Annotated in this window: 21 protein-coding genes and 1 tRNA gene; 12 read left to right on the forward strand and 10 right to left on the reverse strand. The window is 68.2% G+C overall.

What is annotated here, in order from left to right; genetic code table 11:
* The first annotated feature begins 46 nt into the window (after positions 1 to 46).
* Positions 47 to 1,726 (forward strand): energy-dependent translational throttle protein EttA, encoded by a 1,680-nt coding sequence (gene ettA / locus AB663_RS11910; RefSeq protein WP_067199264.1) that lies wholly within the window; start codon positions 47 to 49, stop codon positions 1,724 to 1,726.
* Position 1,727: 1 nt separating this feature from the next.
* Positions 1,728 to 2,216, forward strand: a complete 489-nt coding sequence (locus AB663_RS11915; RefSeq protein WP_067199267.1) for an acyl-CoA thioesterase — start codon at positions 1,728 to 1,730, stop codon at positions 2,214 to 2,216.
* Positions 2,217 to 2,262: 46 nt separating this feature from the next.
* Here AB663_RS11915 and AB663_RS11920 read toward each other — a convergent pair whose 3' ends face one another.
* On the reverse strand, positions 2,263 to 3,150 hold the full coding sequence (locus AB663_RS11920) for an acyl-CoA thioesterase (protein WP_067199269.1): 888 nt from the start codon (positions 3,148 to 3,150) through the stop codon (positions 2,263 to 2,265).
* Positions 3,151 to 3,200: 50 nt separating this feature from the next.
* On the opposite strand from AB663_RS11920, the gene AB663_RS11925 reads away from it, so the two are divergent.
* Positions 3,201 to 3,863: a hypothetical protein gene (locus AB663_RS11925; RefSeq protein ID WP_067199271.1), complete on the forward strand. Its 663-nt coding sequence runs from the start codon at positions 3,201 to 3,203 to the stop codon at positions 3,861 to 3,863.
* Positions 3,864 to 3,867: 4 nt separating this feature from the next.
* On the opposite strand, the gene AB663_RS11930 is transcribed toward AB663_RS11925, so the two are convergent.
* The 4 genes from AB663_RS11930 to pepN all read right to left on the reverse strand — a co-directional run bounded on the left by AB663_RS11930 (position 3,868) and on the right by pepN (position 9,669).
* The gene (locus AB663_RS11930) at positions 3,868 to 5,526 is read right to left on the reverse strand and encodes an FAD-binding dehydrogenase (RefSeq protein ID WP_067199273.1); all 1,659 of its coding nucleotides are present in this window, start codon (positions 5,524 to 5,526) and stop codon (positions 3,868 to 3,870) included.
* The gene (locus AB663_RS11935) at positions 5,523 to 5,972 is read right to left on the reverse strand and encodes a globin (RefSeq protein ID WP_067199275.1); all 450 of its coding nucleotides are present in this window, start codon (positions 5,970 to 5,972) and stop codon (positions 5,523 to 5,525) included. Before AB663_RS11935 ends, AB663_RS11930 begins: the two co-directional genes overlap by 4 nt.
* Positions 5,969 to 7,039, reverse strand: coding sequence for a mechanosensitive ion channel family protein (locus tag AB663_RS11940; protein WP_067199279.1), 1,071 nt, complete (start codon positions 7,037 to 7,039; stop codon positions 5,969 to 5,971). Before AB663_RS11940 ends, AB663_RS11935 begins: the two co-directional genes overlap by 4 nt.
* Positions 7,040 to 7,116: 77 nt before the next feature.
* Positions 7,117 to 9,669, reverse strand: coding sequence for an aminopeptidase N (pepN, locus tag AB663_RS11945; RefSeq protein WP_067199282.1), 2,553 nt, complete (start codon positions 9,667 to 9,669; stop codon positions 7,117 to 7,119).
* A gap of 141 nt (positions 9,670 to 9,810) precedes the next feature.
* Between pepN and AB663_RS11950 the strand changes: the two genes are divergently transcribed.
* The 5 genes from AB663_RS11950 to AB663_RS11970 are packed head-to-tail and all read left to right on the forward strand — an operon-like array spanning position 9,811 to position 14,649.
* Complete coding sequence (locus tag AB663_RS11950; protein ID WP_067199285.1) at positions 9,811 to 10,995, forward strand: ferrochelatase; 1,185 nt, start codon at positions 9,811 to 9,813, stop codon at positions 10,993 to 10,995.
* A 39-nt stretch (positions 10,996 to 11,034) separates the two neighbouring features.
* On the forward strand, positions 11,035 to 11,520 hold the full coding sequence (locus AB663_RS11955; protein WP_067199289.1) for a ribose-5-phosphate isomerase: 486 nt from the start codon (positions 11,035 to 11,037) through the stop codon (positions 11,518 to 11,520).
* Position 11,521: 1 nt separating this feature from the next.
* Positions 11,522 to 12,520, forward strand: a complete 999-nt coding sequence (locus tag AB663_RS11960; protein ID WP_067199292.1) for an Fpg/Nei family DNA glycosylase — start codon at positions 11,522 to 11,524, stop codon at positions 12,518 to 12,520.
* Between the two features lie 21 nt (positions 12,521 to 12,541).
* Entirely contained in the window at positions 12,542 to 13,183 is a 642-nt protein-coding gene (locus AB663_RS11965) for an FMN-binding negative transcriptional regulator (RefSeq protein WP_067199296.1), read from the forward strand.
* 20 nt (positions 13,184 to 13,203) lie between these two features.
* Positions 13,204 to 14,649, forward strand: coding sequence for an amidohydrolase (locus AB663_RS11970; protein WP_067202677.1), 1,446 nt, complete (start codon positions 13,204 to 13,206; stop codon positions 14,647 to 14,649).
* 66 nt (positions 14,650 to 14,715) lie between these two features.
* Here the strand turns inward: AB663_RS11970 and AB663_RS11975 are convergent, their stop codons facing one another.
* Entirely contained in the window at positions 14,716 to 15,201 is a 486-nt protein-coding gene (locus tag AB663_RS11975) for a Dps family protein (RefSeq protein ID WP_067199300.1), read from the reverse strand.
* A gap of 141 nt (positions 15,202 to 15,342) precedes the next feature.
* On the opposite strand from AB663_RS11975, the gene AB663_RS11980 reads away from it, so the two are divergent.
* The 3 genes from AB663_RS11980 (at position 15,343) to AB663_RS11990 (ending at position 16,368) form a co-directional block, all read left to right on the forward strand.
* Entirely contained in the window at positions 15,343 to 15,879 is a 537-nt protein-coding gene (locus AB663_RS11980; protein WP_067199303.1) for a gamma carbonic anhydrase family protein, read from the forward strand.
* Positions 15,880 to 15,909: 30 nt separating this feature from the next.
* Positions 15,910 to 15,983 (forward strand) — tRNA-Ile (locus AB663_RS11985).
* Positions 15,984 to 16,107: 124 nt separating this feature from the next.
* Complete coding sequence (locus tag AB663_RS11990; protein WP_067199306.1) at positions 16,108 to 16,368, forward strand: DUF6458 family protein; 261 nt, start codon at positions 16,108 to 16,110, stop codon at positions 16,366 to 16,368.
* Between the two features lie 66 nt (positions 16,369 to 16,434).
* Here AB663_RS11990 and AB663_RS11995 read toward each other — a convergent pair whose 3' ends face one another.
* From AB663_RS11995 to AB663_RS12005, 3 genes are all read right to left on the reverse strand, one after another.
* Positions 16,435 to 16,770 (reverse strand): DUF7882 family protein, encoded by a 336-nt coding sequence (locus AB663_RS11995; RefSeq protein ID WP_067199310.1) that lies wholly within the window; start codon positions 16,768 to 16,770, stop codon positions 16,435 to 16,437.
* 180 nt (positions 16,771 to 16,950) lie between these two features.
* Positions 16,951 to 17,871: a helix-turn-helix transcriptional regulator gene (locus tag AB663_RS12000; RefSeq protein ID WP_067199313.1), complete on the reverse strand. Its 921-nt coding sequence runs from the start codon at positions 17,869 to 17,871 to the stop codon at positions 16,951 to 16,953.
* Positions 17,872 to 17,881: 10 nt separating this feature from the next.
* Complete coding sequence (locus AB663_RS12005; RefSeq protein WP_067202681.1) at positions 17,882 to 18,607, reverse strand: 3'-5' exonuclease; 726 nt, start codon at positions 18,605 to 18,607, stop codon at positions 17,882 to 17,884.
* Positions 18,608 to 18,672: 65 nt separating this feature from the next.
* On the opposite strand from AB663_RS12005, the gene AB663_RS12010 reads away from it, so the two are divergent.
* Positions 18,673 to 19,572 carry an alpha/beta fold hydrolase gene (locus AB663_RS12010; protein WP_067199316.1) on the forward strand — a complete coding sequence of 300 codons (900 nt, stop codon included), beginning with the start codon at positions 18,673 to 18,675 and terminating at the stop codon, positions 19,570 to 19,572.
* Here the strand turns inward: AB663_RS12010 and AB663_RS12015 are convergent.
* A complete protein-coding gene (locus AB663_RS12015; protein WP_067199319.1) occupies positions 19,544 to 20,017 on the reverse strand; it encodes an Lrp/AsnC family transcriptional regulator in 474 nt (157 codons plus the stop codon). The genes AB663_RS12010 and AB663_RS12015 overlap by 29 nt on opposite strands.
* Positions 20,018 to 20,171: the final 154 nt, after the last annotated feature.

The following is a 20,171-nucleotide window of genomic DNA, read 5'->3' on the forward strand; positions in this document are numbered from 1 at the left end:
AGGCTGGAGTGTCGATCTTCGATGCCAACATAAGGAGCGGTTCTCAGTGGCTGAGTACATCTACTCGATGGTTCGTGCGCGCAAGGCGGTGGGCGAGAAGCTCATCCTCGATGACGTCACGATGGCGTTCCTCCCCGGCGCGAAGATCGGCATGGTCGGCCCGAACGGCGCCGGTAAGTCCACGATCCTCAAGATCATGGCGGGGCTCGACACTCCCTCGAACGGCGAGGCGAAGCTGTCTCCCGGCTACAGCGTCGGCATCCTCATGCAGGAGCCCGAGCTCGACGAGTCGAAGACCGTGCTGGAGAACATCCAGGACGGCATCGCGATCAAGGCGAAGGTCGACCGGTTCAACGAGATCTCGGCTCTGATGGCCGATCCGGATGCGGACTTCGACTCCCTCCTCGCAGAGATGGGCACACTGCAGGAGGAGATCGACGCGGCCGACGGCTGGGACCTCGACTCCCAGCTCGAGCAGGCGATGGACGCGCTCCGCACGCCGCCGGCCGACGCCGCGATCGCCCCGCTCTCCGGTGGAGAGAAGCGCCGTGTCGCCCTCGCGAAGCTGCTGTTGCAGAAGCCCGACCTGCTGCTCCTGGACGAGCCGACCAACCACCTCGACGCCGAGAGCGTCCTCTGGCTGGAGCAGCACCTGCAGGCCTACAAGGGCGCGGTCATCGCGATCACGCACGACCGGTACTTCCTCGACCACGTCGCAGAGTGGATCGCCGAGGTCGACCGCGGACGCTTGATCGGCTACGAGGGCAACTACTCGACCTACTTGGAGAAGAAGGCGGAACGCCTCGACATCCAGGGCAAGAAGGACGCCAAGCTGGCCAAGCGCCTCAAGGATGAGCTGGAGTGGGTTCGCTCCAGCGCCAAGGGACGCCAGACCAAGTCGAAGGCACGTCTGGCGCGCTACGAAGAGATGGCGGCCGAAGCCGAGCGGACGCGGAAGCTCGACTTCGAGGAGATCCAGATCCCCGCGGGCCCCCGGCTCGGCAACGTCGTCATCGAGGCGAAGAACCTCAAGAAGGGCTTCGACGGGCGATCGCTCATCGACGGTCTCAGCTTCAGCCTTCCGCCGAACGGCATCGTCGGTGTGATCGGTCCCAATGGCGTCGGCAAGACCACGCTGTTCAAGACGATCGTCGGCCTCGAACCTCTCGACGGCGGCGAGCTGAAGATCGGTGAGACCGTCAAGATCAGCTACGTCGACCAGTCGCGCGCCAACATCGACCCGGAGAAGACCCTGTGGGAGGTCGTGTCCGACGGACTCGACTTCATCACGGTCGGAAAGACGGAGATCCCCTCGCGGGCCTACGTGTCGAAGTTCGGCTTCAAGGGTCCCGACCAGCAGAAGAAGGCGGGCGTGCTCTCCGGCGGCGAGCGCAACCGCCTCAACCTCGCGCTCACCCTCAAGGAGGGCGGCAACCTCCTGCTGCTCGACGAGCCGACGAACGACCTCGACGTCGAGACCCTGAGCTCGTTGGAGAACGCCCTGCTCGAGTTCCCCGGGTGCGCCGTCGTGATCACCCATGACCGGTGGTTCCTCGACCGCATCGCGACGCACATCCTCGCGTACGAGGGCACCGACGAGAAGCCCGACCAGTGGTACTGGTTCGAGGGCAACTTCGAAGCGTACGAGCAGAACAAGATCGACCGCCTCGGACCGGATGCGGCGAAGCCGCACCGTTCGACGCATCGTAAGCTCACCCGCGACTGACATGACCGACACGTCTCCCGGGCCGCGACTGCACATTCCGATCCAGCTCCGCTGGGGCGATCTGGACGCGTTCAACCACGTCAACAACACCTCGATGCTCAAACTGCTCGAGGAGGCGCGTGTGCGAGCGTTCTGGCGCGCCGGCCCGGGGGAGGAGGCTCCGTCGACGGCTGTGCTCGACTCCGGGATCGAGGAGGGCATCCTCACCCTCATCGCGCGTCAGGAGATCGAGTACCTCGCTCCCGTGCCCTACCAGCGCCGGCCGCTGGAGGTGCAGATGTGGTTCGGCAAGCTGGGCGGGTCGAGCGTGGAGGTCTGCTACGAGGTCCACAACGACCCCTCGGCCGAGCCACGGCAGATCTACGCCCGCTCCACAGCCGTGATCGTGCTCGTCGACGCCCGCACCGGACGCCCGACCAGGCTCACGCAGGAGATGCGCGACGCGTGGGAGCCCTACACCGGTCCCTCGATCGAGTACGCACACCGCTGAGCATCACGCGCGACCCTCCCCGGTGTCGCGCGGCGGACTGCTCGCGTCAGTCCTGGGACGGGACGCGGATCATGATCTCCTGCGCGACCGACGCCGCCAGCACGCCGTCGCGTGTGTAGATGCGCCCCTGTGCGAGACCGCGACCGCCACGGGCGTTCGGCGACTCCTGCACGTACAGCAGCCAGTCGTCCACGCGGGCCGGCCGGTGCCACCACATGGCGTGGTCAAGGCTCGCGACCTTGAGCCCCGGCAGCGCCCAATAAACGCCGTGCGCACGGAGAATCGACTCCTGGATCGTCATGTCGCTCAGGTAGGCGAGAGCGGCCCGGTGCAGCCGCGGGTCGTCGGGCAACGGCGCCCGAAGCCGCATCCAGACCGCCTGCGCAGGGACCTTCTCATCGGAGCTGGGCAGGAAGAGCGGTGAGTCCACATGGCGTACGTCGGCGGCCCGGTCGCTCAGCATCCGCCTGGTGCCTTCAGGGAGACCGTCGACGCGGTCCTCGTCCGGACGCAACGACTCCGGTGACGGGATGCCCTCAGGCATCGGCACCGCGTGCTCGACGCCGGGGTCATGATCCTGGAATGAGGCGATCATCGAGAAGATCGGCACGCCGTTCTGATAGGCCTGTGATCGGCGCGTCGAGAACGAACGGCCGTCGTGGATGCGGTCCACGGCGATCGTGAGCCCCTGGGTGGCGTCTCCTGGACGGAGGAAGTAGCCGTGCATCGAGTGGACGGCACGGTCTTCGGGGAGCGTCCGCTCCGCCGCGAGCAGAGTCTGCGCGAGCACCTGCCCGCCGTAGATCCGTCCGGTCGGCATCGGATGCGAAGAACCGGTGAAGATGTCTTCGGTGGTGCGTGCCTGCGTCGAATCGAGATCCAGAACGGCTAGCAACTGCTCGACGGTGCGGATCGCGTGTGCCTCGGCGGTCATGTCTTCCCTTCCGCGCGGAGCCTTCCACGTGCGTTGCTAGTTTAGAGGGCGTGCCGCTTCCCCTCCTTCTCGCCGACGCCGAGACCGCAAGAGATGTGCTGACTTTCGCCGGAAGGGCCGGTCGCATCTCGGATGAGGGTGTGCGGTTGCAGGCTTCCGACGGCGTCCTCGCGCTGACGGCGGCCGCACTCGCCCCGCACGGTCTGTTCGACAGGACCCCGGCCATCCTCGCCATGCGGATCGTCCACGCCGATCCTGAGCTGCGCTGCGACCTCGTCGTGGCGTCGCTCGCGCCCTCCGACGACGACCCACGCGCCCTGCTGCTCCCGGAGACGGCGCTGTCTCCCGCCTGGGCAGGCATCGCTCCGCCCCGGAGCGAGTGGCAGCGCGTGTCGACCTTGGCGGCATCCGTGATCGCTCAGCGTGCGCAGTGGGGCATCAGCGCGGTCGCGCACGGGACTCCGCCCGGCGCCGGGGAGGACGCCGTCCGCTCCCTGCGCGCATCGATCTGGGGGGAGCCTGATGACGACCTCGCGGGCGTTGCGCGCGGGGCCGCCTTCGCCGCCGACGCGTTCGGTTTCATCTCCGGAGAGGAGGAGGTCGCTGTGATGACCTCCGGCAGGTGGACGAGGCTCGCCTTCCGGCGCGGCCACGTCCTCGTGCGAGGTCCGGTGGCCAGCGGACTGACGCCGGTGCGCGACACCGGGGCCTGAGACCTCAGCGGGACGCGGCCCGCCCTGCCTGCCTGCCTGAGAACAGGCATCCGCCGAGGAAGGTGCCCTCCAAGGCACGGTAGCCGTGCACTCCGCCTCCTCCGAAACCGCTCGCCTCTCCTGCGGCGAAGAGACCGGGAATGGCGCGCCCGGCCGCGTCCAGCGCACGCCCGTCGAGATCCGTGTTGATGCCGCCGAGGGACTTCCGGGTGAGCACGTGGAGCTTCACGGCGATCATCGGCCCGGCATCCGGATCCTGAAGGCGGTGAGGGGCAGCGGTGCGGATCAGCCGGTCGCCCCGGTAGGTGCGCATGGAGCGGAGCATCCCGATCTGCGCATCCTTCGTGAAGTCGTTGTCGATCTCGCGGTCCCTGGCGACGACCTCGCGGCGCACCCTGTCGAGATCGAGCACATCGCCGCCGGGATGACGCGCCATCTGCTCCAGCAACGACTCGAGGTCGTTCTCGACGATGAAGTCCGCGCCCTCGTCGAGGAATGACTGCACCGGTCCCGTCGGCCCCTTCGCGAGCCGCGACCGCAGCAGCAGCGCGATGTCCTTGCCGGTGAGATCGGGGTTCTGCTCGCTGCCGGACAGCGCGAACTCCTTCTCGACGATCTGTCTCGACGTCACGAACCACGAGTGGTCATAGCCGGTGTTTCGGAGGTACGACAGCGTGCCGAGCGTGTCGAAGCCGGGATAGAGGGGCACCGGGAGCCTCGCGCCCGTTGCATCCAGCCACAGCGACGAGGGTCCCGGCAGGATCCGGATGCCGTGGCCCGGCCACACCGGATCCCAGTTCGTGATGCCCTCGACGTAGTGCCACATGCGGTCTTCGTTGATCAGCCGGGCGCCGGCCGCCGCACTCACGGCGTGCATGGATCCGTCGACGTATGCGGGCACCCCGGTCAGCATGTGCTCCGGGGCTGCCCCGAGCCGCTCCGGCCAGAACGCGCGCACCAGATCGTGGTTGCCGCCGATGCCGCCGGAGGCGACGATCGTGGCAGCGGCCACGATCTCGAAGTCGCCGACGACGTCGCGGCTCGACACCTCGCCCCGCGCAGCAGGGCTGCTGGCCAGGATGGTGCCGCGTGCGCCGGTGACCGCGCCGTCGGTCGTGATCAGTTCCGTGACGCGGTGCCGGGGGAGGACGGTCACGTGGCCTTCGCGTTCGCCCTGCTCCACGGCGTCGACGAAGGGCGAGACGATCCCCGGCCCGGTGCCCCAGGTGATGTGGAAGCGCGGCACAGAGTTGCCGGGGCCGAGGGCTCCGTAGCCGCCTCGCTCTGCCCAGCCGACGACGGGGAAGAAGCCGACGCCGCGCTGCCGCAGCCACGCGCGCTTCTCTCCTGCGGCGAACGCCAGGTACGCCTCCGCCCACCGGCGCGGCCATTCGTCCTCCGCGCGGTCGAACGAGGCGGTGCCGAACCAGTCCTGCGTGGCGAGCTCGAGCGAGTCCTTGATGCCCATCCGGCGCTGCTCGGGGGAGTCGACGAGGAACAGTCCGCCGAACGACCACCAGGCCTGGCCGCCCAGGTTCGTCCGCGGTTCCTGGTCGAGCACGACGACACGCTTGCCCGCCTCCAGCGCCTCCGTTGCCGCGACGAGGCCGGACAGCCCCCATCCGATCACCAGGACATCAGTGGACAGGGGCGTCGTCGTCATGAGTTCTCCGTTGGTTCCTGACGGCTGCGTGCCTCGAGTGTGGTCCGGCCGGCCGCCGCGGGCCCGATGCCCGAGGGTTCGAACGTGTTCACCATGGCATACGCCGCGCGTTCCAGGTAGTCCCAGAGGGTGGATTCGTGCAGCGGTGACAACTGCGCCTCGTCCACGGCGGTCCGCATATGACGGAGCCACCGGTCCCGCGCATCCGGGTCGATGTGGAACGGCATGTGGCGCATGCGCAGGCGGGGATGCCCCCGCGTCTCGCCATACGTCGTCGGGCCTCCCCAGTACTGGACGAGGAACAGCGTCAGCCGCTCCGCTGCCGGGCCCAGGTCCTCCTCGGGGTACATCGGTTTGAGCACCGGGTCCAGGGCGACCTCGCGGTAGAAGACGCCGACGATGCGCTCGAACGTCTCGTACCCGCCGACCTCGTCATAGAAGCTCATCGCTGACCGGCTCCTTCGTCCGTCGACTTCTTGCGGCGCCAGATGCCGCGCTCGGGCACGGGAACCCCCGTGACGGCGTTGGGACGGGTCTTGGGGGGATTCGCCCCGCGCACCCGGCGGGCGCCGTCGAGACCTGTCGGGACGACGTCGACCATGCTCGGGATGGCGATCTCCTTCTCGAGGAGCGCCGAACGGAGGCGTCGACGGAGCTCCTGCGCCACATCGTCCTTCGCGTTGGCCCGGGACTTGATGACGATCCGCACGACGAGGGCGTCGCCGTCGATCGATTCCAGGCCCCAGAGCTCGGGCTTCTCGACGATGCGGGTGCGCCACTTCGGGTCTTTCGCGAGCCCCTGTGCGGTCTCCAGCATGATGTGCTCGACGTCGTCGAGGTCGGAATCGGCCGGGACGCCGATGTCGATGATCGCGCGCGCCCATCCCTGCGACATGTTCCCGATGCGCGTGACCTCGCCGTTGCGCACGTACCAGAGCGTTCCGTTGACGTCACGCACCTGGGTGATGCGCACGCTCACGTACTCCACGACGCCCGTCGCGAGGCCGAGATCGACGACGTCGCCGATGCCGATCTGATCCTCGGCGACGATGAACATCCCGTTCAGCACGTCCTTGACGATGTTCTGGGCGCCGAAACCGAGACCGGCGCCCACCGCGGCGGTCAGCAGGGTGAGAGAGCCGAGGAGCGAGCTGTCGAGGACGTTCACGATGAGCACCACCGCGATCACGACGAGCATGACGTTGACGATGTTCTGCAGGATCGTCCCGAGCGTCCTCGTGCGCTGGACGAGCCTCATGTCCGCGAGCGGCGACCGCTCCAGCGCCTGGGTGTCGTCGACCGCCGCCTTGCTCTTCGCGCTGTCGACGATGCGATGGACGACGCGGCGGATGACGAGTCTCAGGACCAGGGCGAGGAGCACGCAGCCCACGATGATGAGCGCCACGTGCAGGGCTCTGAGGCCGACCGCACCGAGCACCGCCAGCAGTTGCTGGATCCATTCGGGAAGCGGAACGTCCTCGGCCGAGGGAGTCGTCTGGAAGGGGAGGATCATCGTCTCCGATACTAACGATCAGGCCTCTGCGCGGGCTGGACGCACCGCGGCAGAGGCCTGATCGTGAAGCCGGGCGGTCAGTCCTCGCTGTCGCGCGACTGAGCGGCGAGAGCACGCTCGACGTCGGCGAGGTTCTCGAGCACGAGGCGACGCAGAGCGGGCGGCGCGTCGTTGTGAGCCGAAAGCCAGTTCCTCGTCGCATCGCGCAGCTCGACGTTCCCCAGAGCGGTGGGGAAGAGCCCCACGACGAGGTACTGGGCGATCTGGTATGTCCGCGACTCCCAGATCGGGAGCAGCATGTCGAAGTAGGGCTGCACGAACTCGCCGAGCACGTCCACACCGGCCGGGTGCACGAACCCGAGTGCCGCCGAGCGCACGATCGTGTTGGGAGCGTCGTCCCGCTCGACGAGCGAGGTCCATGCCGCACGCTTCGAGGCGAGGGCGGGCAGAGCCGCGCGCGCCTGGGCGGCGAACTCCGCACCCTTCGCCGTGTTGTCGGCGGCGAGGGCGGCATCGATCGTCGCTGCGTCGGTCGCCCCGATCGTCGCGAGGCCGACGAGGAGCTGCCAGTTCAGGTCGGCGTCGATCTCCAGGCCGGGCAGCGTGTCCTCTCCGGAGCGCAGGCGGCCGACGATCCCGGCGTGTTCGGGGGTCACCAGCGCGTTCGCGAAAGCAGTGACGAACTGCAGCTGGCTGTCGCTGCCCGGTTCCGCCGCCTCTGCCAGCGCCCACAGGCCGTCGGCGACCTTCTGGCGTGCTGCCTGACGCGCCTCCGGTGCGACGTAGAGCGTCGCCGCCGTGCGCAGCTGCGCGAGCGTGGTGCGGACCGTGGTCGACTCGGTCTCGCGCCCGATGTTGCCTAGTACGAGATCGATGTAGTCGGACGCCGAGCTCTCGGCGTCGCGCGTCTGATCCCACGCGGCGCCCCAGACCAGTGAGCGCGCCAGCGGGTCGTGGATGTCGGCCAGGTGGGCGATCGCCGTGGCCAGGGACTTCTCGTCGAGGCGGATCTTCGCGTACGCGAGGTCGTTGTCGTTGAGGAGCACGAGATCGGGGCGCTTCAGCCCCTGCAGCTCCGGCACCTCGGTACGGTCGCCGTCGACGTCGATCTCCGCGTAGTGCGTGCGGACGAGAGCGCCCTCGTGCAGTGTGTAGAACCCGATGCCCAGACGGTGCGGCCGGATGGTCGGGTAGTCGGCCGGCGCCGTCTGCGTCACGGCGAAGCGGGAGATCGTGCCATCGGAGTCCTCGGCGATGACCGGTTCGAGAGTGTTGACCCCCGCGGTCTCCAGCCACTTCTTCGACCACGAGCTGAGGTCCCGTCCGCTCGTCGCCTCGAGCTCCGTGAGCAGATCGCTCAGCTCGGTGTTGCCCCACGAGTGCTTCTGGAAGTACTGCGACACGCCGGCGAAGAACTGCTCGATCCCGACCCAGGCGGCGAGCTGCTTGAGCACGGAGCCGCCCTTGGCGTACGTGATGCCGTCGAAGTTGACCTGCACGTCCTCCAGGTCGTTGATCTCGGCGACGATCGGGTGTGTCGACGGCAGCTGGTCCTGGCGGTAGGCCCAGGTCTTCTCCATGGCGTTGAAGGTCGTCCACGCCTCGGTCCACTCGGTGGCCTCTGCCGTCGCGATCGTCGAGGCCCATTCGGCGAACGACTCGTTCAGCCAGAGGTCGTTCCACCACTTCATGGTCACGAGGTCGCCGAACCACATGTGCGCGAGCTCGTGCAGGATCGTCACCACGCGACGCTCCTTGACGGCATCCGTCACCTTGCTGCGGAACACGTACGTCTCGGTGAACGTCACAGCTCCCGCGTTCTCCATGGCGCCGGCGTTGAATTCGGGGACGAACAGCTGGTCGTACTTGGCGAACGGGTACGGCACGCCGAACTTCGACTCGAAGTACGCGAAGCCCTCGCGGGTCTTGTCGAAGATGTAGTCGGCGTCGAGGTGCTGCCACAGGCTCTTGCGGCCGTACACGCCGAGGGGGATCACGCGCCCGGAGGCGCTCGTGAGCTCGGAGAACGTCGCCTCGTATGGCCCGGCGATGAGGGCGGTGATGTATGAGGAGATGCGCGGGGTCGGCTCGAAGCCCCAGGTCGCGACGGACTTGTCGTCGTGGAGGATGGGCTCGGGGGTGGGGGAGTTCGACACCACCTTCCACGCGGACGGCGCCGTCACCGTGAACTGGAAGGTGGCCTTCAGATCGGGCTGCTCGAACACCGCGAAGACGCGGCGAGAATCGGGCACCTCGAACTGGGTGTAGAGGTACACCTCCCCGTCGACCGGGTCGACGAATCGGTGGAGGCCCTCGCCGGTGTTGGTGTACATGCAGTCGGCGTCGACGACGAGCACGTTCTCGGCCTGCAGGTTCGTGAGGGTGATGCGCGAGTCCGCGAACACCTCTTCGGGGTCGAGCTGCTCGCCGTTGAGCGAGATCTCGCGCACCTCGCGAGCGATGAGGTCGATGAACGTGAAGCTCTCCGGCGTCGCGGTGAAGCGCACCACGCTGCGAGAGCCGAACACCTCGGCGCCCTTGGTCAGATCGAGTGCGACCTCGTACGACTGGGTGTCGATGACGTCGCGGCGCTCCTGCGCTTCGATGCGGGTGAGGTTCTCTCCAGGCACAGCTGTACTCCCAGGGGTGAGGGGATGTGACCGCGGTCGGGCGCAGTTGGCGCCCACGGCAACCATGACAGCCTACGCCAGGACGCGCGCACGTCCAGCCTACGCAAAGGGACGCGCTCCAGGGGGTGAAAGGATGGAGGGGTGACTGCGATCGATCCCGATGTCGTTCCCTTTGCCTCTCCCGCCGCGGCGAGCGGCGTTCCGTTCGTGGCGACTCCGGTCGCCTACGACGCCATCCTCCTGGCCGGATTCGGCGGGCCCGAGGGGCAGGATGACGTGATCCCGTTCCTCCGCAACGTCACCAGGGGACGCGGCATCCCCGACGAGAGGCTCGAAGAGGTCGCACACCATTACCGCCACTTCGGCGGCGTGAGTCCGATCAACGCGCAGAACCGTGCGTTGAAGGCGGCGCTCGAAGCCGCACTCGCCGAGCGCGGCATCGACCTCCCGGTGTACTGGGGCAACCGCAACTGGACACCGTACCTCGAGGATGCCGTATCCGAGGCCGCGGCCAACGGACACACGACGCTCCTCGCGTTCGCGACCAGTGCCTACAGCTCGTTCTCCAGCTGCCGCCAGTACCGCGAGGACTTCGCCAGGGTTCTCCACGAGACCGCGCTCGGCGGCACGGTATCGATCGACAAGATTCGCCCGTTCTACGACCATCCCGGATTCGTCGAAGCCTTCGAGACCGGTGTGCGCGACGCCGTCGAGCGCTTCCTCGGCGAGGGGCACGCCCCGTCGGAGATCCAGATCCTGTTCTCCACGCACAGCATCCCGACGGCGGATGCCGAGCGCTCCGGTGCACGCGACGTCGACTGGGGCCCCGGTGGCGCCTACGCCGCACAGCACGAGGCGGTCGCGGCGTGGGTGATGGACAGGGTCGCCACCGTCGTCCCCGCAGCCGCTGACGTCGCGTGGGAGCTCGTCTACCAGTCGCGTTCGGGTCCTGCGTCGCAGCCGTGGCTCGAGCCCGACGTGTGCGACGTCATCGCGGAGCTGCCCGCACGGGGGCGCAAGGCCGTGGCAGTGGTCCCTGTCGGCTTCATGAGCGACCACATGGAGGTGCTCTGGGATCTCGACACCGAGGCGGCTGAGGCGGCGGCGGAGGCGGGTCTCGGGTTCGTGCGGACGCCCACCCCTGGCGTGTCGCCGGCCTTCGTCGACGGCATCATCGACCTCATCCAGGAACGCCTCGAAGGCCGCTCGCCGGCGGAGCGCAGCCGCATCACCAGCCCCGGCGGCAGTTTCGACATCTGCAGGCCGGGGTGCTGCGAGAACGTGCGCGCCGGCTTCAAGCCCGCAGCCGCCGGCGTCGCGCCCTGAGCGGGTCTGCTGTCCCGACGGCTCAATAGGATGGAAGCCATGCGCATCCACATCGCCACCGATCATGCCGGCCTCGACTTCTCGACGCAGCTCCAGGAGCATCTGCGTGCGGCGGGGCACGAGGTCATCGACCATGGCCCTGTCGAGTACGACGCCCTGGACGACTACCCCGCGTTCTGCATCCGAGCCGCGCAGGCGGTCGTGGCGGATCAATCCGCAGGGGTAGAAGCGCTGGGCGTCGTCTTCGGCGGCTCCGGCAACGGCGAGCAGATCGCGGCCAACAAGGTGCACGGCATCCGCGCGGCACTCGTGTGGAACGTGTCGACCGCCGAGCTGGCACGCGAGCACAACGACGCCAATGTGATCTCGATCGGCGCGCGCCAGCACACGTTCGACGAGGTGACGACGTTCATCGACACCTTCATCGCGACTCCGTTCTCCGGTGAGGAGCGGCACGCGCGACGGATCGGACAGATCGCGGACTTCGAGCGCGACGGCTCCCTCCTTCCCGATCCTCGGGCCTGACATGCCAGAGGGGCACTCCGTCCACCGCATCGCGCGGCAGTTCGATCGGAACTTCATCGGCAAGACCCTGCACGCGTCGAGTCCGCAGGGTCGCTTCGCCGAGGGCGCTGCCGTGCTCGACGGCCGGGAGGCTCTGAGCGTGCAGGCGGTCGGCAAGCAGATGTTCCTCGAAGTCGAGGGCGATGTCTGGCTCCGCGTGCACCTAGGCCTGTACGGGGCTTGGGACTTCGCGGGCGAGATCCTCGTCGACCCCACCATCGCATCGGCGAACGGGCGCATGGGGCAGACCAACCAGCGCGGCACCGTTCTCGACGAGCCGATCCTCGACGATGCGGGCGAGAACTCGCTGTCCTCGATCGGGGCGCCGCGAAGGACGCGCGTGCATCTGCGTATGTCTGAGCAGACGAAGGGGCTCGACGATGAAGGAGCCGAATGGCCGCCGCCCGTCGTCGGACAGGTGCGTCTGCGCCTGATGACCGACATCACCGCGGCCGACCTGCGTGGACCGACGGCGTGCGTGTTGCAGACCCCAGAGGAGATGCTGGCGACCGTGGCGAAGCTCGGGCCGGATCCGCTCGTGGGCGACCCGCTGGAGAACGAGGAGCGGTTCGTGCGCGCCGTACGCAAGAAGTCGACGCCGATCGCGCTCCTCCTCATGGACCAGTCGGTCGTGAGCGGGATCGGCAACGTCTATCGGGCGGAGATGCTCTATCGTCAGCGACTCGATCCGCACACTCCGGGGAAGGATGTGCCCGAGGAGGTCGTGCGCGCCCTCTGGCACGACTGGGTGCGCCTCCTCGCGATCGGCGTGGAGACGGGTCAGATGATGACGATGGACGACCTCACGCCCGAACAGTACCGCGCGGCGATGGCGAGCCGCGACGACCGGCACTGGGTGTATCACCGCGCCGGCCTGCCGTGCCGTGTGTGCGGTACGGAGATCGCGCTCGAGGAGATCGGTGCGCGCAAGCTGTACTGGTGCCCGCGCTGCCAGGCGTGAGCCGAGACGAAGGAGATCCGCGTGCGACAGAACCCGAGCTTCACACTGGCGGACATCGCGGAGATGCGACGTGTCGTGCAGGCGAACCCCTGGGCGACGATCGTCAGCGACACCGCTGACGGTCTCGTCGCGTCTCATTACGTCGTACTGCTCGACGATACGCGCGACGATCTCACCGTCGTCGGACATGTCGGTCGGCCCGACGATCTCATCCATGGTCTCGGAGAGCGGGAGCTCCTCGTGGTGTTCCAGGGGCCGCACGGCTACATATCCCCGGGCTGGTACGGCGACGTCGCAGCGGTGCCCACATGGAACTACACGGCGATCCACCTGTCGGGAGTGCCGGAGATCCTCGATCACGACGAGAACCTCCGCGTCCTGGACCTCATGGTGGAACAGTTCGAGAGTCGCATGCCCGACCCGCGCCTCATGTGGCAGCGTCCCAACGATGAAGCGTTCGTCACGCGTCTCGCCGCCGGCACGATGGGGTTCAGGCTGACGCCGACGCGCGTGATCGCCAAGCGGAAGCTGAGTCAGAACAAGCCTGCGGAGACGGTCGAATCCGTGATCGCCAACCTCGACGGCGACGGGCCGTATGCGAACGCCCCGCTCGCAGCGGAGATGCGCCGCGCGCGGCTGCAGACGGGCGAGGCGGTGCGGTGACCCGCGGACGTGGGCTCGGCATGATCCGGGCGGCCAGGGTCGCGGGGCCCGGTCGTGAGTTCCTCGTCGATGACGAACCTGTGGATATCGTGCTGCGTGATGGACTCATCGAGGACATCGCACCGACCGGGGTGCTCCGCTCGCGCGGCGAGGTGCTCGACGCCGATGGCGCCTGGGCGGTGCCCGGCCTCTGGGACAATCACGTGCACACGGTGCAATGGGCGCTCGAGGCCGAGCGCACTCCGTTGGGCAGCGCCGGCTCGGCGGCCGAGGCGGCCGAGCTCATCGCAGCTGCGGACCCGCTGCCCGACGGCCGCCTCGTCGGCAGCGGGTTCCGCGACGCCCTGTGGCCTGACCGCCCGTCGCTCGAGCTGCTGGACGCCCGCACGGGCTCCACGCCCGCGTACCTCATCAACGCGGATGTGCACAGCGTGTGGCTCAACAGCGCTGCCCTTCGCCGTGAAGGGTTCACGAGTCGAGACGGGGTGCTTCGCGAAGACGGCGCCTTCGAGATCTCGCGTCGCCTGAACGCCGTGGATCCCGCTCACTGCGACGCCGCCGTCACACGCGCCGGCGACCGTGCTGCCGCGCGCGGGATCACCGGCCTCGTCGACTTCGACATGGGCTGGAACGCCGACGCATGGCCGCGTCGCATCGCACACGGGTTCAGCGCGCACCGCGTGGAGTTCGCGGTGTATCCCGCCGATCTGGATCGTGCGGTCGCCCTCGGGATGCGGTCGGGCGCCCGCTGGGAGGACGACCTCATCCGCGTCGGATCATTGAAGATCATCTCCGATGGATCGCTCGGGACGCGGACCGCAGCGTGCTCGCATCACTATCCCGGCGACCCCGAGAACTACGGAGTGCTCACCGTGCCGCCGGCAGAGCTGGAGGCGCTGCTCACCACGGCGACGGCGGCGGGGCTGAGCGTCGCCGTGCACGCGATCGGCGACCGTGCCGTGACGGCTGCGCTGGATGCGTTCACTGTCACGGGAGCTTCGGGCAGCATCGAGCACGCGCAACTCGTGCGGCACGCGGATCTGAGCCGCTTCGCCCGTCTCGGAGTCGTCGCGAGCGTGCAGCCCCAGCACGCCCTCGACGACAGAGACCTCGTGGGCATCCTCTGGAACGGTCAGACTTCACTTGGGTACCCTCTGGCCTCGCTCTGGAACGCCGGGGCGGAGCTGCGCTTCGGTTCGGACGCCCCGGTCGCGCCGCTCGACCCGTGGGTCGCCATCGCCGCGGCCATCGCCCGCACGGATGGCGGCCGAGAGCCGTGGCATCCCGAGGAGCGGTTGGCGATCGACCAGGCCATCGCTGCGAGCGTGCGCAGCGCGATCCGTCCGGGAGATCCAGCAGACATCGTCCTGTGCGGGCTCGACCCGAGGACGCAAGCCCCAGAAGCGTTGCGTGCCATGCTGGTGATCGCGACCGTGCTGGGCGGGCGGATCACCCACAGCACCTGACACGAGACGAGGGCGCGGGATGGTCTCCCGCGCCCTCGTCGTGAGCGGCATCGCCGCTCAAGGTGATCAGGCCGCGATGTGCGACACGAGGAACCAGCGGTCCTTCTCGAGGCCACGCTGGATCTCGATCGCCACGTCCTGGCTGGTGAGGTCGACTTCGTCGAGGCCCTCGACCGCGGCCTTGACGTCGGCGAGGATCGCGTCGATGTCAGCGATCACGGCGCGGATGAGGTCGTCCGACTGCGCGAAGCCCGCGGGAACCGAGGTGGCGCCTGCCTTCTCTGCGACCGCGCTGATGCGGGCGTCGATCGGGAGTCCCAAGGCGACGATGCGCTCAGCGGCGGTGTCGGCGAAGTCCCCCGCGTGCGCGACGATCGTGTCGAGAAGCTCGTGCACGCCGACGAAGTTCGCGCCGCGCACGTGCCAGTGCGCCTGCTTGCCGTTGACGGTGAGGGCCTCGAGGCCGAGGACGACGGGGGAGAGGAACTGCGCGGCCGCAGCGGCGACGGTGGGGTCGCTTGCGGTGGTGGAAACGGTCTGTGCCTTGCTCATTCGTGCTCCTCCGGAGATGGTCGTTGCGTGCTGATGGACTCAACGCTACTCACGCGGGAGCATTCCGCAAGCAAGCGAAGGCTGAGCTTACCGATGTCGGAAAGCCGCGGAAATACGCGGAACCAAGGGTAGTCTTCCCTCATGAGCATCGCGCCTGGAGCATCCGTTCTCGCACTGCCCGACCGCGTCCCGTCGCTCGCCGACGGTTGCTTCGTGGCCGACGGAGCGCGCGTCGTCGGCGACGTCTCGCTCGCCGCGGGGTCGAGCGTCTGGTACAACGCGGTACTGCGCGCCGACTCCGCTGCGATCGTCATCGGACCCGGGAGCAACGTGCAGGACAACGTGTCGGTGCACGTCGACGCCGGCCACCCGGTGGTCATCGGAGCGAAGGTGTCCATCGGTCACAACGCCGTCGTCCACGGATGCACTGTCGGAGACGGATCGCTGATCGGCATGGGGGCGGTCGTGCTGAGCGGTGCCGTGATCGGTGCGGGGTGCCTCGTCGCGGGAGGCGCCGTGGTCCTCGCCGGTACGGAGGTTCCCGAAGGGTCTCTCGTCGCGGGCGTCCCCGCGAAGGTCCGTCGGAGCCTCACCGACGAGGAGCGCGCGGGGCTCATCGCCAACGCCGACATCTATCTGCGACACCTTCAGGTGCACAGCGACGCCACCCCGGTGTGATGCGCACCGACCGCTAGGCTGGAACGGTACGGGGCGGTGGCCAAGCTGGTTAAGGCAGTGGGCTCATAACCCAACGATCGCGGGTTCAAGTCCCGCCCGCCCTACCGTGACGTGTCCGGACGCGCCTGCGTCGGCAGCACCCGGCGACGATGTCAAGCCCCTCCCGTCGATCGCCGGCCCGCGTCAAGGTGGACCTCATGCGGCACCCGTCGCGGAACAGGAGGAACCATGAGCATCGGCACCGGAGTCGTACTGTTCGTCATCGGAGCGATCCTCGTCTTCGCGGTGAACGTCGACGTGCAGTGGGTCGACCTCGACATGGTCGGGTACATCCTGATGGGCGCAGGCGTCATCGTCTTCCTCGTCGGCATCGTGCTCCTCGCCCGTCGCCGGCGCACGGAGTCGGTCTCCCGTACGTATGTCGATCCGGCAACAGGGGAGCCGACCACACGCCGATCGGTCAGCGCGAGCAACGACGACGCGATCTGACCATCACTGATCCTGACGGCATCCGCTCGGCGAGGGGCGGATGCCGTCAGCTGTGCGCGGGGGCGGTCAGTCCCGCGCCTGCTCGAGTTCGTCCTGCGTCTGCTCGAGGTGCTCCTCGACCAGCGTGATCCCGCCGCTGGAGTTCGCGGAGTGCGCGAGGTCCTCGATCCAGCGTCGGCTGAGCTCCGGCGTCTCCGGTTCGTCGAACACGAAGCGCAGCGGGATCGACGGGTGCAGCCAGATGGTGGAGCGCCCGGGCGCCACCCCGGCCGGGTGCCGCCAGGAAAGGGTGAAACTCTCGTTCCGGCGTAGCTTCGTGGCGATCACGACCTTCAGGTGAGCGAGGGCGCGGTCTTCGATCTGGATCGGCTCGTGGGCGTCGCCGTAGTAGAGACTGCCCATCAGGCGACCGACGAGGGGGACGGGTGGCGGGGGAGCATGTGCGTGGTTCCTTCGACTGCTGTGCGCCGTACGGGGGTCCGGCGCAGGGGACTGCACCGACTCTACGTGACGCGCGCGTTCTGCATGCAGATCACGCCGCGACGCGCCGAGGACAGCGCACGGACTGTTCACTTTTCGTCATCATGCAGCGACACGTCGGGCGTCTGACGGGGCGCTCCCGTAGGCACGGCGGTAGGCCGCGGCGAATCGTGACGGGTGCGAGAAGCCCCAGCGCCGTGCGATATCTGCGATCGGCGTCGTCGTTCCCCTGCTGAGTTCGGCGTGTGCGCCGGCGAGGCGCGCGCGGCGGAGCGCGGCCGCCGGGGTGGTGTCCAGAGCTCGTCGGAACGCGTAGTGCAGACCGCGTGTGGAGATGAAGCACGCGGCGGCGACGTCGTCCACGGTTATCGGAAGGTGCGCGTTCTCGTCGATGTACGCGAGAGCTCTGCGCACGGTCGACGGTGCCGCCCGCCGTTGCGCCACACGCAGCAGGGCTTCGTCGAACGTCGAATCGAACGCGGCCACGGTGGCGATCAGTGCGTCGCGACCCCGCGCCGCCCTCAGAGCCGGGGTGAGCTCTGCGGCCAGCTGCTCCTCGAGCCGGGCGAAGGCGAGCTCCCATCGCCTCGCATGCGCAGCAGATCGGGGTGAGAGGCTCGTCGACCTCAACACGAGGCTGTCGTCGCCGGTGATGCGCCGCAGCGTCGTCTCGGCCGCGCGATGGTCGAACACGAGGGCACGGACCTGTGCCTCGCGGTCCCATGACGCTCGCACGGGGCGTCCGTCCGTGATCCAGGGGCGGGTCGCGTCGAGATCGCGACTGTCCGTCCAGGAGCGCGCGTGAGGGGCATCCACTCTGCAGACGAGCAGCTGACCGTCCGGTGCGGCGAGAGAACGCACCTGCGCATCGAGGTCGTATCGCACGAAGGCCACGCCGTCGAGGTCCGATGAATGCCAATCGAAGTGGAAGCGGAGAGGATCGACGCTTTGAAGCTGTGCGGACGGCACGAACTGTCGCCAGGTGCTCTGCACGCTGTCGACGTCGGAGGATTCGAATCGCACCGGCCCCCTCTCACCCGCTGGTCGGGTCACCGGTACCGCGCACCGGCCAGGTCCCATCGATGCGCCGCTCCGGGTCGAGGCGTCCGATGCTGATGAAGTACTCGGTGAGGCTCGCGGCCTGCGAGCGAGCCCATGCTACCTGCCGGGAATGCAGTTCCGCCGGAGGCGGAAGCGGGAACCGCCGTGCGAGCTCCTGTGCGACGCGCCCCGCTGCGACGGCGTCCGCTGAAGCATCGTGCGCTCCGTCGAGGTGAACCGCATAGTGCTCGGCGACGACCGAGAGCGTTCGCTTGCCGGGGCGGTACCGATCGAAAGCCTTGTCGATGACGAACGGGTCGATGACGGGGAAGGGATCGACGAGCGGAGGGATGCCGTGCCGCCTTCCCTCATGCGCCAGCAATGAGAAGTCGTAGGAGGCGTTGTATGCGACGACGGGCACCCCCTGGGAGAGAAGCGAGCGCAGCGCCGCGGTTACCTCGCGTACGACGTCGGCAGATGGTCGGCCCAGGGCGCGAGCCCGTTCTGTCGTTATGCCGTGCACGGCTGCCGCTGCCTCCGGGATTTCGATGCCCGGATCGCAGAGCCAGTCCTTCGCCGCGATCTCGCGGCCTGTCGCGTCGAGCACGCCGACGTGGGCCGTGACGATGCGATCACGTGTGACGTCGATGCCCGTCGTCTCGAGGTCGAACACGGCGACGCGGGTGAGCCCGGTCGAGGATGCGGATGCCGGCGTCATGCCGATCACGCTAGATGCCGCCTCCGACACGGCGCTCTCACGGGTTGCCTCCGTAGACTCGGAGGGTGACAGTGCCCTCTCCCTACGCCGAGCGGCTGAGCCGTATCCCCGTCGCCCGCCGCGTCGCCGAGGTGCGCGGCACCGAGACGACGTACTGGGAATACGGCGTCCCGGAAGCGGAGCTGACCATCGTCGCGGTGCATGGGTTCCGCGGTGATCACCACGGCCTCGAACCCGTCGTCGCCTTCCTTCCCGACGTGCGGGTGATCTCTCCCGATCTTCCCGGCTTCGGCGAGACCGCCCCCGCGCGCGGTCGCACTTACGACGTCGCAGAGTACGCCGCGTGGCTCCACGAGTTCGCCGACGGGGTGGCGCCGGGCGCCGTCGTCCTCGGACACTCCTTCGGGTCGATCGTCGCCGCTGCCGCCGTCGCCGGAGGATTGACCACTCCACGGCTGATCCTCGTGAATCCGATCGGGGCCCCGGCCCTCGAGGGGCCGAAGGGCGTCATGACCCGGCTCGCGGTGCTCTACTACGCGTTGGGCGCGCGCCTCCCAGAGCGGCTCGGCACGGCCCTCCTGCGCAACCGCGTGATCGTCCGGATCATGAGCATCGCCATGGCGAAGACCCGCGACCCCCGCCTGCGCCGGTTCATCCACGATCAGCACGACCGCTACTTCTCGCTGTTCAGCGATCGCGACGCCCTTCGTGATGCCTTCGTCACGAGCGTCTCCCACGATGTCAGCGAGTTCGCTCGATCGATCTCGGCTCCGACACTCCTGGTCGCGGCGCAGCGCGATGACATCACCCGGATCGCGGCCGAGCGGCGGCTCGTGACGCTCTTCCCCGATGGCGAACTCGTGGAGATCGCCCAGGTCGGTCACCTCATCCACTACGAGGCGCCGGCCGAAGCAGCGGCCGCCGTGCGTCGGTTCCTCAGGATTCCCGTCGCGCCAACCCGATGAGCCCTGCGACGCGGAAGGGGATGACCTCACCCATCGCGAGCGATGTCTCGGTTCGCTCGACGCCGTCGATCGAGAGGATCCGCGCGTCGGTGTCGAAGAGGTGACGTGCGTCACGGCATGCGACACGGGCGAGGAGATCGATCGAGCCGCTCAGGCCATGAGCCTGAACGATCTCAGGAATGCGTGAGAGCTCGTTGATGATTCGCGGCAGCTCGGTCTGGCGCACCCCGATGCTGACGAATGCGTGCAGCGGGAAGCCGAGGACATCGGGGGAGAAGGAGCGCTCGTAGGACAGGAAGATCCCGCTCTGCTCGAGGCGGGCCATCCTCGCCTGGATCGTGTTGCGCGACAGACCGAGGTTCTCCGCCAAGGCGACGATCGTGATGCGCGGGTCTTCGGCAAGCGCGGCGAGGAGTTCGAGATCGATGCGGTCCAGTCCGGGCATAGTGCCAAAGAGTAGCAGTGCTCTCCTCGCGCTGTCTTAGCAACATGCTCAAGACGTCGCGGAATGCTTGAGCGAGGTGTGCAGCGGACGTACGCTCAATGCACTCGGCGACGACGCCGGGTCACGACGTGCACTGCCCCACGAGGGCGGCCGC

This window comes from Microbacterium sp. XT11 (genome assembly GCF_001513675.1).
Lineage (GTDB): Bacteria > Actinomycetota > Actinomycetes > Actinomycetales > Microbacteriaceae > Microbacterium.

Coding starts and splice junctions, on each gene's coding strand:
- AB663_RS11940 (WP_067199279.1), bottom strand. CDS start 7,039: ATGATCCTCCCCTTCCAGACGACTCCCTCGGCCGAGGACGTTCCGCTT.
- AB663_RS11955 (WP_067199289.1), top strand. CDS start 11,035: ATGCGCATCCACATCGCCACCGATCATGCCGGCCTCGACTTCTCGACG.
- AB663_RS11980 (WP_067199303.1), top strand. CDS start 15,343: ATGAGCATCGCGCCTGGAGCATCCGTTCTCGCACTGCCCGACCGCGTC.
- AB663_RS11920 (WP_067199269.1), bottom strand. CDS start 3,150: ATGACCGCCGAGGCACACGCGATCCGCACCGTCGAGCAGTTGCTAGCC.
- AB663_RS11995 (WP_067199310.1), bottom strand. CDS start 16,770: ATGGGCAGTCTCTACTACGGCGACGCCCACGAGCCGATCCAGATCGAA.
- AB663_RS11935 (WP_067199275.1), bottom strand. CDS start 5,972: ATGAGCTTCTATGACGAGGTCGGCGGGTACGAGACGTTCGAGCGCATC.
- AB663_RS11930 (WP_067199273.1), bottom strand. CDS start 5,526: ATGACGACGACGCCCCTGTCCACTGATGTCCTGGTGATCGGATGGGGG.
- AB663_RS11915 (WP_067199267.1), top strand. CDS start 1,728: ATGACCGACACGTCTCCCGGGCCGCGACTGCACATTCCGATCCAGCTC.
- AB663_RS11970 (WP_067202677.1), top strand. CDS start 13,204: ATGATCCGGGCGGCCAGGGTCGCGGGGCCCGGTCGTGAGTTCCTCGTC.
- AB663_RS11975 (WP_067199300.1), bottom strand. CDS start 15,201: ATGAGCAAGGCACAGACCGTTTCCACCACCGCAAGCGACCCCACCGTC.
- AB663_RS12015 (WP_067199319.1), bottom strand. CDS start 20,017: ATGCCCGGACTGGACCGCATCGATCTCGAACTCCTCGCCGCGCTTGCC.
- AB663_RS11990 (WP_067199306.1), top strand. CDS start 16,108: ATGAGCATCGGCACCGGAGTCGTACTGTTCGTCATCGGAGCGATCCTC.
- AB663_RS12005 (WP_067202681.1), bottom strand. CDS start 18,607: ATGACGCCGGCATCCGCATCCTCGACCGGGCTCACCCGCGTCGCCGTG.
- AB663_RS11960 (WP_067199292.1), top strand. CDS start 11,522: ATGCCAGAGGGGCACTCCGTCCACCGCATCGCGCGGCAGTTCGATCGG.